We start from the raw sequence: 13,518 nt of genomic DNA on the forward strand, positions 1-13,518 counted from the left end.
GCACTGACTAATGTTTGGTATCAGCTTCTCTGAACTGCTGCTCGTCGGCCTCGTCGCCCTGCTGGTGCTGGGCCCCGAGCGTCTGCCGGGCGCTGCGCGCACCGCCGGCCTGTGGGTCGGGCGGCTCAAGCGCAGCTTCAACGCGATCAAACAGGAAGTTGAACGTGAAATCGGTGCCGACGAGATTCGCCGGCAACTGCACAACGAGCACATTCTGTCCCTGGAGCAGGAGGCGCGGAAGATTTTCACGCCGACTCAGCAGGAGCCGACGCCAGTGGAACCAGTAGCGACGCAGACGATTCATGCGCCAGCGACTGACGCTACGCCGGTGGTTGCAGTCGCTGAACCTGCTACTCCAGTAGAACCTGTTGCTCCTGCCGCCGCGCCGACAACACCGGCGCCTCACGACACCACTTTGCCGCCGCGAGCCTCATGAGCGATCTCCCCGAAAACGACCAGCACATGCCGCTGGTTTCGCACCTCACCGAGTTGCGCACCCGCCTGCTGCGCTGTGTAGCGGCGATTTTCATTATCTTTGCCGGGCTGTTCGCCTTCACCCAGCAGATCTACACCTTCGTCTCCACGCCGCTGCGCCAGTACCTGCCGGCCGGCGCGACGATGATCGCCACCGACGTGTCGTCGCCGTTCCTGACGCCGCTGAAGCTGACCATGATGGTGTCGCTGTTCCTGGCGATCCCGGTGATCCTGCATCAGATCTGGGGCTTCATCGCGCCGGGCCTGTACAAGCATGAAAAGCGCATCGCGGTGCCGTTGCTGGTGTCCAGCATCATGCTGTTCTACGCCGGCATGGCGTTCGCCTATTACCTGGTGTTCCCGCTGATTTTCAAATTTTTCGCCGCCGCCACCCCGGCCGGCGTGGAAATGATGACCGACATCAGCAGCTACCTCGACTTCGTCATGACGCTGTTCTTCGCCTTCGGCGTGGCGTTCGAGATCCCGGTGGCCGTGGTGCTGCTGGTATGGATCGGCGTGGTCAACGTCGCCTACCTGAAGAAAATCCGCCCGTACGTGATCATCGGCTGCTTCGTGGTCGGCATGATCCTGACGCCGCCGGACATCTTCTCGCAGACGCTGTTGGCGGTGCCGATGTGGCTGCTGTTCGAGATCGGCATCCTTTTCGGCGGCCTGATCAGCAAGCGCGGCGAACATCCGGACGACCAGCCGGCTGACGATCACAACGACCAGCCGCCAGCGACCAAAGCGTGAACCTGCTGCTCCTCGAAGAGGCCGACTTCATTGCGGCCGACCGGGCGATCCTGCGCGATCGGAGGTTGACTCATATGCAGGAAGTCCACCGCTGTGAAGTGGGTGACAGCATGCGCGTCGGGCGTATCGGCGGGCTGATGGGGGCCGCCGAAGTACTGCGTCTGGACGCCGACGAAGCCGAGTTGCGCGTCACCCTCGACCAGCCGCCACCGGCCAAGCTGCCACTGACTTTGGTGTTGGCCCTGCCGCGACCGAAAATGCTCCGTCGGGTGTTTCAGACCGTGGCGGCCATGGGTGTGCCGCGCATCGTGCTGGTGAACAGCTATCGCGTCGAGAAGAGCTTCTGGCAAACCCCGTTCCTGGAGCCCGAGGCGATTCGCGAGCAATTGATCCTGGGGCTTGAACAGGCCCGGGACAGCGTGCTGCCGGAGGTCGTCATCGAGAAGCGCTTCAAGCCCTTTGTGGAAGACCGTCTGCCGGCCATTACCGAAGGCACTCTCGGTCTGGTCGGTCATCCCGGTAACTACCCGCCCTGCCCCCGTGGCCTGAACGAACCCGTGACCCTGGCCATCGGCCCCGAAGGCGGCTGGATTCCCTACGAAATCGACTTGCTGGGCAAGGCCGGCCTGCAACCGGTGCAACTGGGCGAGCGCATCCTGCGGGTCGAAACCGCCGTCACCGCACTGCTCGCACGCCTGTTCTAACCCCAGACACTTACCCTGTGGCGAGGGAGCTTGCTCCCGCTCGGCTGCGAAGCAGTCGTAAAACCAGTGAATGCGGTCTTGCTGGAAAAAAGCGGTGGCCGCTTCGCGCCCAAGCGGGAGCAAGCTCCCTCGCCACAAGTGCTTACTCCCCTACAGATCCCTGTCTGCCTGCCGATACAGTCCCCATAAAACCGATTAATGGTCCGAGGGGAGTTGCAGCATGTACCGTTGGCTAGCCGAGAAACTGGGAAACGTAAGCGTCAATCGCAAACTGGGTGTCGGCTTCGGTCTGGTGCTGCTTCTGACTTTGTTGATCACCTTCACAGGCTGGACCGGCCTGAGCGGTGTGATCAGCCGTGGCGATACGCTTGGGTTTATTTCCAGCCTCAATGAGCTGACCAAAGACCTGCGCCTGGCCCGCCTGGATTACGACATGCGCCGTGGCGAACAAGGCCCGGGCGCCGTCAACGGGCTACTCGGCCAACTCGATGACGGCCTGAAAACCGCCCGCACGCTGATCGAACAACCTGCCGACGTGGCAATGATCGACCAGCAGCTCGCCGCCGTCAGCGAGTACAAACGCGCCTTCGCTGATATGACTCAGGCCACTGCCACCCGCGAAGACGCTCGCAGCAAATTGGGAGCCACTGCCGATAATGCCGTGGCCCGGGTTGCTGAAGTCGAAAAATCCCTGTTGCAAGGCGACAGCGTCGCTCAGTTCAACAGCGTGATTGACCTGAGCAAACTGATCCAGCAGGCACGCTTCCAGGTGCGCGGCTACACCTACAGTGGCAAGCCCGAGGCCGAGCAACCGGCGCTGGACGCCATCAACAACGCTCTGAAGAACCTCGAAAGCCTGCCGTCTCTATTGCCGGAACAACACATCGCCAACCTGCAACAGGCGACCGACTCGCTTAAAGCCTATCGCGCGGCCGTCAGCCAGTTCCGCGATTCCCAGGTCGCCAGTGCCGCCGCGCTCAAACGTATGAGCGCGCAGGGCGATATTCTGCTCGACACCAGCAAAAAGCTGACCGCCTCGCAAACTGTCGTGCGCGACACCGATGCCTCGTCTGCCAAGCATCTGCTGCTGATGGCCACCGTCCTGGCGTCAGCCTTTGGTTTGTTCGCGGCCTGGGCCATCACCCGTCAGATCGTCATTCCCCTGAGCCAGACCCTGAAAGTGGCCGAGCGTGTCGCGGCGGGTGACCTGACCCACAACCTGACCTCCGAACGCCAGGACGAACTGGGTCAGCTACAGCGCGCCATGCAGAGTATGACCCTGGGTCTGCGAGAACTGATCGGTGGCATTAGCGATGGCGTGACCCAAATCGCCAGCGCCGCCGAAGAACTGTCAGCCGTGACCGAGCAAACCAGCGCCGGGGTCAACAGCCAGAAGGTCGAGACCGATCAGGTAGCCACCGCCATGCACGAGATGACTGCCACGGTGCAGGAAGTCGCGCGTAACGCCGAGGAAGCGTCCGAAGCCGCCGTTGCCGCCGACCAGCAGGCCCGCGAGGGTGACAAGGTGGTTGGCGAAGCCATCGCCCAGATCGAACGCCTGGCTACCGAAGTCGGTAACTCCACTGCCGCCATGGGCGATCTGAAGCGCGAAAGCGACAAGATCGGCAGTGTGCTCGACGTGATCAAGTCCGTGGCCCAGCAAACCAACCTGCTGGCGCTCAACGCCGCCATCGAAGCTGCCCGCGCCGGCGAGGCCGGGCGCGGTTTTGCGGTGGTCGCTGACGAAGTCCGCAGCCTGGCCCAGCGTACCCAGAAGTCCACCGAAGAAATCGAAGAGTTGATCGTCGGCCTGCAAACCGGCACTCAGCAAGTCGCGACCATCATGGACAACAGCCGCAGCCTGACCGACAGCAGCGTCGAACTGACCCGCCGCGCGGGCAGCTCGCTGGAAAGCATCACCCGCACCGTGTCGGCAATCCAGTCGATGAACCAGCAGATCGCCGCCGCCGCCGAGCAACAGAGCGCGGTGGCTGAAGAGATCAACCGCAGCGTGCTGAACGTGCGTGATGTGTCCGAGCAGACTTCGGCCGCCAGTGAAGAGACCGCGGCCTCCAGCGTTGAGCTGGCGCGGCTGGGAACGCATTTGCAGATGCTGGTGGGGCGGTTCAAGGTTTGAGCTGATGCGGGTATCCCGGTTTGCTTGAAACCGGGGTGATGCCATCGCGGGCAAGCCCGCTCCCACAGGATCCTCGCTGAACACAAAAGTTGTGTTCGGTCAGATCATCACCACAAAAAAACCCCGCTTTCGCGGGGTTTTTCATTAGGCCAACTGAGGCTGCACGCTCAGCGGCTTGAGCGGCAACAGCGGCGCATGGGGATCGGCATCCACCGATGTGCGCCAGGCTTGTAGCCATTCGGCGTGGCCTTCGTTCCAGACCTGCTCATGCAAGCGACCCAGTGCCACCGGATCACTCAGCAGAGCCACGCGCTCGTTGTTGGTCAGCCCGGCAGGCCCGACCTTCATCGCGTGGCGAACCCGCTCGATACGCAGCCATTCGATCGGCTCGGCCTGACGGTGACGGGACGTCGCCAGCGCGCACGCCAAGGCGTTCTGCTGTGGATCGACCACTGCCCGGACGAAACCGTCGTTCAGCGCATGCCAACGGTTTTCGTGGGTGTACTGGTCGGTTGCCAGCAACGCCTGTGGCGGATTGTATTCCTCAGGGATCAGGAACAGGCTTTCGTCACGGGACTTGAGGCCCAGGCCGACACGGCTGGAGATCACCGATACCGGGATCGACAGCATCAGCGAACCGACAATCGGCACAAGCCACCACAGGAAGCTCGGGTTCAGCCAGATCACCAACAGCGCCCAGAAAAAGCCCAGCAAGGTTTGTGGACCGTGGCGTTTGACCGCTTCGCTCCATGGCGTGGAGTCATCGTCACGTTGTGGCGAGTTCCAGGTCGCGGCCCAGCCGAGGAACGCGGCGAGTACGAAACGGGTGTGGAAAATCATCCGCACCGGCGCCAGCAGCATGGAGAACAACATCTCCAGCAGCATCGACAGCGTCACCTTGAACTTGCCACCGAACTCTTTAGCGCCCTTGGCCCAGATCAGGATGATGCTCAGCAATTTCGGCAGGAACAGCAGCACGATGGTCGTCGAGAACAACGCAATTGCCTTGTCCGGCTGCCATTGTGGCCACAGCGGATAGAGCTGACGCGGTTCCAGGAAGTATTGCGGCTCCATCAACGTGTTGACCGCCAGCAAGGCCGTCGACAACACCAGGAACAAGAACCACAACGGCGCAGACAGGTACGACATTACGCCGGTCAGGAACACCGCACGGTGCACCGGGTGCATGCCTTTGACCAGGAACAGCCGGAAGTTCATCAGGTTACCGTGGCACCAGCGACGGTCACGCTTGAGTTCGTCCAGCAGATTCGGCGGCAGTTCTTCGTAGCTGCCCGGCAAGTCGTAGGCAATCCACACGCCCCAGCCGGCACGGCGCATCAGCGCAGCTTCGACGAAGTCGTGGGACAGAATCGCACCGGCAAACGCGCCTTTACCGGGCAACGGCGCCAAGGCGCAGTGCTCGATGAACGGCTTCATGCGGATAATCGCGTTGTGACCCCAGTAGTGGGATTCACCCAACTGCCAGAAGTGCAGACCGGCAGTGAACAGCGGACCGTACACACGCGTGGCGAACTGCTGCATACGCGCATAAAGGGTGTCCATGCCCGACGCACGCGGCGCGGTCTGGATGATCCCGGCGTCCGGCGTGGCTTCCATCAGGCGCACCAGACTGCTCAGGCATTCGCCGCTCATCACGCTGTCGGCGTCGAGCACGACCATGTACTTGTAGTCACCGCCCCAACGACGGCAGAAGTCGTCGAGGTTGCCGCTTTTACGTTTTACGCGACGACGACGGCGGCGGTAGAAAATCTTGCCGAAGCCCTTGGCTTCACGGCAGACGTCCAGCCAGGCCTGCTGCTCGGCGACGCAGATGTCGGCGTCGTTACTGTCGCTGAGTACGAAAAAGTCGAAGCGATCCAGGTTACCCGAGGCCGCAACCGATTCGAAGGTCGCCCGCAAACCGGCGAACACCCGCGGCACGTCTTCGTTGCAGATCGGCATCACCAGTGCGGTGCGTGCGTCCTTGGCGATCGGCTCGTTGCCGGCGCTGGCGCCGGAAATGCGGTACTTGTCACGCCCGGTGAGCAACTCGAGGAAGCCCATCAGCGCAGTCCAGAAACCGGCCGACACCCAGCAGAACAGAATCCCGAACATAATCAGGATGCTGGTTTGCAAGGCATATGGCAGCACTTGCGTGGCGGTTTGGGTCAGAGGTTGGTGCAGGACTTCTTCAAGATCGACGAACGACCAGCCCTGGTACGGCATGATGCCTTTCATGTACCAGCCGGCGACGATCGTCTGACCGAGCATCAGCACCAGAAGAATGTAGCGTCGGATCGAACCGACGGTGCGCCAGCGAGCCGCCGGCAGCACGTTCTCATCTTTGGGCGGTGCTGGCGGATTGGTGCGACCGGTCAGCCGACGCCAGCCACGCACCAGAATGTTGGTGCGCCACGGCTCCGGCACGACTTTGGTCCGACGGATCGGTGGAGTTGCCTTCAGGCAAACCCGGCCACTGGCGTCGAGCACCAGCATTTCCGCATCCGCCAGTTCTTCGGCAGAGTTCAGGGTCAGGCGCCGGCCGACAGAGGCTTGAGCAGCCTCGGTCGGCGCGTCGAACGTCGAGGACGACAGACGTTCGTGCAGTTCACTGAAAGACTTGCAGCCCGCGAGTTCCGCTCGCTGCTCGTCGCTCATCGGCAAATGCGCCAGGTACTCGGCAAGCGTTTGTGACTGTACGTGTGAATTACTCATCGGCGGGCAACTGATAGCTCCAGGTCTCGGTCAGGACTTGCTCAGTCGGTGCCGATTCCGGTGTGGCAGGGGCCGCTTCGGCAGCGACAGGCTGCTTGGCGTCTTTGTTGTCCTTGTCCTTGGTATCCTTGACTTGCTGGGCTTGTCCTTCAGCCTGCTTGGCTTCCTTGTCCTTCTTCTCTTGCTGGCGGGCGGCGATCTTGTCGGCCTTGGCAACGGAAGAAGTGGACGCTGGCGCCGCGGTCTTGAGCGCCTCGGCAGGCGAGATGTTCTTGACCAGCGCAGCCCGCATTTCGGTGGCCTTGCTTGGATCCTTGATCTTCATCCGCAAAGTCAGGCGCCAGCCCTTGGTTTCAGGGTTGTAACGGACGCTGTTCTCGACCAGTTCTGCGTTGTCGCCAACACTCACCTGGCTGCGCACTTCAGCATCTTCCGGCAGGACTTGCAGGGACGGGCCTTCGAAATCCACCAGGTAGGCCACGCTGCCGTCCGGCTGACGAATCAGGTTCGACTGCTTGACGTCACCCGTGGAACGCAGGGTCTGTTGAACCCAGGCGCTGTCCGGCGAATGCAGGGAGGCTTCGTCGAGGGTCCAGTGCATGCGGTAGGCAACGTCCAGGGACTGACCAGGCTCAGGCAGTTTTTCCGGGCTCCAGAAAGCGACGATATTGTCGTTGGTTTCGTCGGCGGTAGGAATCTCTACCAGATCGACGGAGCCTTTGCCCCAATCGCCTTTCGGTTCGATCCAGGCACTTGGACGCTTGTCGTAGCGGTCATCGAGGTCTTCGTAGTGACTGAAGTCACGGCCACGTTGCAGCAAACCGAAACCGCGCGGGTTCTCGATCGAGAAGTTGCTCACCGCCAGGTGTTTCGGGTTGTTCAGTGGGCGCCAGATCCATTCACCGTTGCCGGCATGGATCGACAGACCGCTGGAATCGTGCAGTTCGCGACGGTAGTTCAGCACTTTCGACGGCTGGTTGGCGCCGAACAGGAACATGCTGGTCAGCGGCGCAACGCCAAGCTTGGTGACTTTGTCACGCAGGAACATCTTGGCCTTGACGTCGACGACCGTGTCGCTGCCCGGCCGCACGGTCAGGCGATAGGCACCGGTGGCGCGCGGCGAATCCAGCAGGGCGAAGATCACCAGATGCTTGTCGCCCGGCTTGGGCTGTTGAATCCAGAATTCGGTGAAGCGCGGGAACTCTTCGCCGGACGGCAACGCGGTATCGATGGCCATGCCGCGAGCGGACAGCCCGTAGGTCTGCCCCTTGCCGATGACGCGGAAATAACTCGCGCCGAGCATGGTCATGATTTCGTCTTGCTTGTCAGCCTTGTTGATCGGGTACAGCACACGGAAACCGGCATAACCCAGCTGTTCGGTGGCTTTAGGATCGAACTTCACGTCGCCGAAATCGAAACGACTTGGGTCGTATTTGATCTCTTCGACGGTGTTGGCCGTGATTTCGTTGATTTTCACCGGCGTATCGAAGTGCATACCCTGGTGATAGAACGACAGTTTGAAGGGGGTTTTCTGGTTCGCCCATTCGGCTTTTTCCGTGAGGAACCGAATTTTTTGATAGTCCGCGAATTTCATCTCGCGAAATTCATTCGGCAGGTTACTGCGCGGGGCCTCGTATTTTTGCCCGGCCAGCTCTTTTGCCTTGACCGATACGTCATCCAGATTGAATGCCCAAAGTTGGCCGGTGCTGAACAGGCAGAGCAGTGCAGAGCCTGCTACCAGAGCGCTTCGAAACCGTTTGGCAGACAATTTTGGTGCATTACAGGGACTAACAATCACGAGCAACCCTCGCCGAAAACAGATCAAAAAACCAACGGCCAGTTAAAGCGCCAGCACGGTGTGCGGTGGAAAAAAACCGACCCTGCGAACGACTCTTGCCAAGTTGGCGAGCATTGTTCCGACTCCTATGGGGCAAAATGATTCCCCAACAGGTCTCGGACAAGTCTCTACCTAAGTCAAAACGGACCAACGAACGCTGATCCCCGTAGCGCGCGATTATCTAGTAGGCCGCGTTACAACGCATCAGGGGGGACCAAGTATTTATCGGGAAAAGCCCCCGTTTTCAGCCGAAATGCACTTAAAAAGATGTTTCAAGCGCTTTCACGTCTGTAACAGGAAGGTGACCGGGCCATCATTGACCAGGTGCACCTGCATATCCGCGCCGAATCTACCTGATGCCACAGTGCCATGCACCTGTTTCGCTTTGCCCAATAGATAGTCGAACAGCGCCTCGCCCAAAGCCGGAGGAGCCGCAGTCGAAAAACTTGGGCGCAACCCGTTTTTGGTGTCGGCGGCCAGGGTGAACTGCGAGACCAGCAACAACCCGCCGCCTACGTCCGCCAAGGACAGATTCATCTTGCCCTCGGCGTCGCTGAATACTCGATAGTTAAGCAGTTTATGCAGAAGTTTGTCGGCGCTGGCCCGAGTATCGTCGGGCTCAACCGCCACCAGCACCAGCAACCCCTGATCTATCGACCCAACCACCTCCCCCGCAACCTCGACTCGCGCGCCACGCACGCGTTGCAGCAGGCCCTTCATGCTTCGTCAGGCGACAGGTTGAGCATACGGCGGGCCATCAGATCAGCGGCGCGTACCAAGGCATCGGTGATACCCGATTCGGACGCCGCATGGCCGGCGTCGCGAATCACCTGCAATTCGCTGTTCGGCCAGGCCTGATGCAATTCCCAGGCGTTGTCCAACGGACAAATCACATCGTAACGACCATGAACGATAACGCCAGGCAGGTGGGCGATCTTGGCCATGTCACGAATCAGCTGGTTCGGCTCGAGGAAAGCATTGTTGGTGAAGTAGTGACACTCGATACGGGCGATGGACAACGCACGCTGAGGCTCGGAGAAGCGGTCGACCACCAGCGGATTCGGCCGCAGGGTGGCGGTGCGGCCTTCCCACATGGACCAGGCTTTGGCCGCGTGCATCTGGGCGATCTGATCGTTGCCGACCAGGCGCTTGTGGAACGCCGAGAGCAAGTCGTGGCGTTCGTCCTGCGGGATCGGGGCGATGTAGTCCTGCCAGTAATCGGGAAACAGGCGACTGGCGCCACACTGGTAGAACCACTCGATTTCCTGGGGACGGCAAAGAAAAATCCCGCGCAGAATCAAACCGTGCACGCGTTCCGGATGGGTTTGCGCGTAGGCCAGGGCCAGGGTCGAACCCCAGGAGCCGCCGAACAGCACCCATTTGTCGATGCCCAGGTGCTTGCGAATCCGCTCGAGGTCGGCGACCAGATCCCAGGTGGTGTTGTTCTCAAGGCTGGCGTGGGGTGTGGAGCGACCGCAACCGCGCTGGTCGAAGGTGACAATGCGATACAGGTTCGGATCGAAATACCGGCGGCTCTGCGCATCACACCCGGCACCGGGGCCGCCGTGAATGAACACCACCGGCAAACCTTCCGGCGAACCGCTTTCGTCGACATACAGCGTGTGGGTTTTATCGACGGCCAGATCGTGCCGGGCGTGGGGTTTGATCTGCGGGTACAAAGTCTGCATTGCGCGCTCCGTAAGGGGTCGAGGTCATCCCTGAGGGGACTTCTATTATTCTGCCGTCCGGCATCATAAACCCGAATTACTTCAATGAGCATGCCCCTTGGAGCGTCGGCGTTTGTCAGCCCGTCGTATCAGCCAGATAGCCGAGCAGGGTTTCATAGAGTCGGTCGACCTCGGCGACCTGCCCCCGCGCCCGCAAACAGCCGTGAACCAGCCCCTCCCCGTAATATAGCGTTGCGCTCACGCCCGCGGCGTTGAGTCGCTCGGCGTAACGCACACCGTCATCGCGCAGCGGGTCGAACTGCGCCACGGCGATCAACGCCGGCGGCAGACCGCTGAAATCGTCGGCGAGCAAGGGCATCGCATAGGCACCCGGTTGTCGGGTTCCGCCTAAATACAACGCGTGATAACAATCCAGATCACTACTGCTGAGCAATGGCGCGTCGGCGCATTCGCTGCGCGACGGCAATCGGTGATCGCCGCCCAGTCCCGGATAGACTAGAACTTGCGCGCACGGCATTGGCTCGCCGGCATCGCGCAAAGCGAGGCACAACGCAGCGGCGAGATTGCCGCCAGCACTGTCGCCTGCCACCAGGGTCCGCGCAGGGTCGAGCTGAAACGGTCCTGTGCGCAACGCGCGCCAGACACTCAGGCAGTCATCGAACGCCGCCGAAAACGGATGCTCCGGCGCCAATCGATAATCGACGGCGATCACCAGCACCCCGAGCACCGACGCCAGTTCGGCGCAGATGAAGGCGTGGGAATCCAGATCCCCCACCACCCAGCCGCCGCCGTGCAGGTACACGATGCACGGCCAACCGTTGGTCGGCGGCATGACCGGCGGTTGCCAGAAACGCACGGCCACGCCTGCCAATTGGAAGTCGACCACCTCAAGCCCCACAGGACGCGGCGGGGTGAATGCTCGGCACATCTCGCTGTAGGCCTGACGCAAACCGGTGAGGCTGCTGTCGGTGCTGTTAAAGCTGAGGGTTTTCTCGACGAAAGCCGTCATCTGTTCAGAGAGTGGATAAAGAGCCATGAGCTTGCAGCCAGCAAAATAGAGGGGGTCAAAAGATTTGAACAACGCAAATCCTGTGGGAGCGTGGCTTGCCCGCGATGAATGCACCGCGGTTTTTCAGGTATCACGCGTCATCGTTCATCGCGGGCAAGCCACGCTCCCACAGGTTATGCGCTTCCCTCAGGGATCCCGCTCGACCAGTCAGTTTTTCAAACTGGCCTGAACAGTTGCCACGCCTTCCTTGCCATCGAAACTGCTGACACCCGCCAGCCAACGCTGAAGGTCTTCGGGATGATCACGCAGCCATTGCCTGGCGACCTCCTGCGGCGTCTTGCGCTCCATGATCGGCACCATCAACTGGCTTTCCTGAGCCGCGGTAAAGGTCAGGTTTTCCAGCAGGCGGTTCACGTTCGGGCAACGCTCGGCATAGTCCGGCGCGGTCACGATGGAAACGGTCGCCGCGCCTTCGTTCGGGCCGTAGACGTCTTCGCTGCCGCTCAGGTAGGCGATGTTCATGTTGATGTTCATCGGATGCGGGGTCCAGCCGACGAACACCACGAACTCTTTGCGATTGACCGCCCGTTGCACGGCGGCGAGCATCCCGGCCTCACCGGACTCGATCAGCTTGAAGTCCTTCAAACCGAAGCGGTTGGTCTCGATCATGGTTTTGATGGTGGTGTTGGCACCGCTGCCTGGCTCGATGCCGTAGATTTTGCCGCCCAACTGATCCTTGAACCTGGCGATGTCAGCGAAGGTTTTCAGGCCGGCGGCAGCCACGTAATCAGGTACGGCGAGCGTCGCCTGGGCGTCGGCCAGGCTCGGCTTGTCCATGACTTTCACCTGATTGGCGGCCACGAACGGGGCGATATTCTTGTCCATCGCCGGTTTCCAGTAACCGAGGAAGATATCCAGACGCTTGTCGCGGATGCCGGCGAAGATGATTTGCTGCACGGCGCTGGTTTGTTTGCTTTCGTAGCCGAGGCCGTTGAGCAACACGTCAGCCATGCCGCTGGTGGCGATGACGTCGGTCCAGTTGACCACGCCCATGCGTACGGTCTTGCAGGAAGCGGGGTCGTTGGCGAAAACGCTGGTGCTCAGAAGAGCAGTGCCGGTGAGGATTAACAGACAGCGGTTGAACAGTCGTTTCATCGGAAGGCTCGCTCGGCAGCAGATTATTGTGGGCCCGGTGTCTTTGCGCACCGTGCCCACAACGTTACGCAGCGCCGAGACGGCGAAAGTGACCTGTGGCGACCGTGTTTTGCACGGTGGCGACTGTCTCAACCGATCGTTCCCATGCTCTGCGTGGGAATGCAGCCCGTGACGCTCCGCGTCACTGGACGCGGAGCGTCCCTAGAGGCATTCCCACGCGGAGCGTGGGAACGATCAGTCAGCCGTAGTGCTTTTCGCCCCACGCCAGCAGCCCTTGCAGCAATTCCCTGAGCACCACTTGCGTCGGCGCCGCCAGGTCCGGGCGATAGCGGAATGGCTCAAACTCTTCCATGTACGTGCACTGACCCAACTCCAGCTGCACGGCATGGATGTTCTCGGCCGGGTTGCCGTAATGCCGGGTGATGTGCCCGCCCTTGAAACGCCCGTTCAACACATGGCTGTAATCGGCGTGCTTCGCGCAGATGGCTTCCAGTTGGCTGGCCAATTGTGGATCGCAACTGGCGCCGTTGAAGGTGCCGAGGTTGAAGTCCGGCAGCTTGCCGTCAAACAGGTGCGGGATGATCGAGCGGATCGAGTGCGCATCGAACAGCAGCGCGTAGCCAAACTCTGCTTTCAGTCGCGCCAATTCCTCCTGCAAGGTGCGGTGGTATGGCGTCCAGATGTGCTCCAGATAAGTTGCCCGCTCTGCGGCCGATGGCTCCAGCCCTTCGCGAAACAACGGAATACCGTCGAACAACGTCGCCGGGTACAGGCCAGTGGTGGCGCCGATATATAAAGGCTTGTCGTCCGACGGCCGGTTCAGGTCGATGACAAATCGCGAGTACTCGGCGGCCAGGGTGCTGGCACCCAGCTCGGCGGCGAATTCGTAAAGCCTGGGGATGTGCCAGTCGGTGTCCGGCAGGCTTTTCGCGTCGGGAATCAACCCGGCTTCGACCGCTGGGGTCAGGCGCAGACCGGCGTGGGGCATGCTGATCAGCAGCGGCACGCGGCCTTGTTTGAAGTTCAGAACCTTATCCACAACTGCT

11 protein-coding genes and 1 pseudogene are annotated in these 13,518 nt (G+C 61.0%); 5 read left to right on the plus strand and 7 right to left on the minus strand.

The window, feature by feature from the left end; all coding sequences use genetic code 11:
- Positions 1-10 precede the first annotated feature (10 nt).
- From tatB to PSH65_RS32015, 5 genes and pseudogenes are all read left to right on the plus strand, one after another.
- A complete protein-coding gene (gene tatB, locus PSH65_RS29820) occupies positions 11-436 on the plus strand; it encodes a Sec-independent protein translocase protein TatB (protein WP_305424074.1) in 426 nt (141 codons plus the stop codon).
- On the plus strand, positions 433-1,227 hold the full coding sequence (gene tatC, locus PSH65_RS29825) for a twin-arginine translocase subunit TatC (protein WP_305424076.1): 795 nt from the start codon (positions 433-435) through the stop codon (positions 1,225-1,227). Before tatB ends, tatC begins: the two co-directional genes overlap by 4 nt.
- Positions 1,224-1,931 carry a 16S rRNA (uracil(1498)-N(3))-methyltransferase gene (locus PSH65_RS29830; RefSeq protein ID WP_305424078.1) on the plus strand — a complete coding sequence of 236 codons (708 nt, stop codon included), beginning with the start codon at positions 1,224-1,226 and terminating at the stop codon, positions 1,929-1,931. Before tatC ends, PSH65_RS29830 begins: the two co-directional genes overlap by 4 nt.
- A 220-nt stretch (positions 1,932-2,151) precedes the next feature.
- Positions 2,152-3,162: pseudogene (locus PSH65_RS32010) on the plus strand (methyl-accepting chemotaxis protein); the annotation flags it as partial.
- A gap of 201 nt (positions 3,163-3,363) precedes the next feature.
- Complete coding sequence (locus tag PSH65_RS32015) at positions 3,364-4,068, plus strand: methyl-accepting chemotaxis protein (RefSeq protein ID WP_370694725.1); 705 nt, start codon at positions 3,364-3,366, stop codon at positions 4,066-4,068.
- Positions 4,069-4,212: 144 nt separating this feature from the next.
- On the opposite strand, the gene mdoH is transcribed toward PSH65_RS32015, so the two are convergent.
- The 7 genes from mdoH to hutG all read right to left on the minus strand — a co-directional run bounded on the left by mdoH (position 4,213) and on the right by hutG (position 13,511).
- Positions 4,213-6,783 (minus strand): glucans biosynthesis glucosyltransferase MdoH, encoded by a 2,571-nt coding sequence (gene mdoH, locus PSH65_RS29840; RefSeq protein ID WP_305424081.1) that lies wholly within the window; start codon positions 6,781-6,783, stop codon positions 4,213-4,215.
- A complete protein-coding gene (locus PSH65_RS29845) occupies positions 6,776-8,581 on the minus strand; it encodes a glucan biosynthesis protein G (RefSeq protein ID WP_305424082.1) in 1,806 nt (601 codons plus the stop codon). Before PSH65_RS29845 ends, mdoH begins: the two co-directional genes overlap by 8 nt.
- Before the next feature lie 321 nt (positions 8,582-8,902).
- Positions 8,903-9,340, minus strand: coding sequence for a D-aminoacyl-tRNA deacylase (gene dtd / locus PSH65_RS29850; RefSeq protein ID WP_305424083.1), 438 nt, complete (start codon positions 9,338-9,340; stop codon positions 8,903-8,905).
- On the minus strand, positions 9,337-10,308 hold the full coding sequence (gene pip, locus PSH65_RS29855) for a prolyl aminopeptidase (RefSeq protein ID WP_048396065.1): 972 nt from the start codon (positions 10,306-10,308) through the stop codon (positions 9,337-9,339). The genes dtd and pip overlap by 4 nt, the downstream gene beginning before the upstream one ends.
- Before the next feature lie 115 nt (positions 10,309-10,423).
- Positions 10,424-11,344 (minus strand): alpha/beta hydrolase, encoded by a 921-nt coding sequence (locus PSH65_RS29860; protein ID WP_305424085.1) that lies wholly within the window; start codon positions 11,342-11,344, stop codon positions 10,424-10,426.
- Positions 11,345-11,524: 180 nt separating this feature from the next.
- A complete protein-coding gene (locus PSH65_RS29865) occupies positions 11,525-12,472 on the minus strand; it encodes a choline ABC transporter substrate-binding protein (protein ID WP_305424086.1) in 948 nt (315 codons plus the stop codon).
- 238 nt (positions 12,473-12,710) lie between these two features.
- Positions 12,711-13,511, minus strand: a complete 801-nt coding sequence (gene hutG / locus PSH65_RS29870; RefSeq protein ID WP_305424087.1) for an N-formylglutamate deformylase — start codon at positions 13,509-13,511, stop codon at positions 12,711-12,713.
- Between the last annotated feature and the right edge of the window lie 7 nt (positions 13,512-13,518).

Origin of the sequence: Pseudomonas sp. FP603 (assembly GCF_030687415.1) — a bacterium.
GTDB classification, from domain to species: domain Bacteria; phylum Pseudomonadota; class Gammaproteobacteria; order Pseudomonadales; family Pseudomonadaceae; genus Aquipseudomonas; species Aquipseudomonas wuhanensis.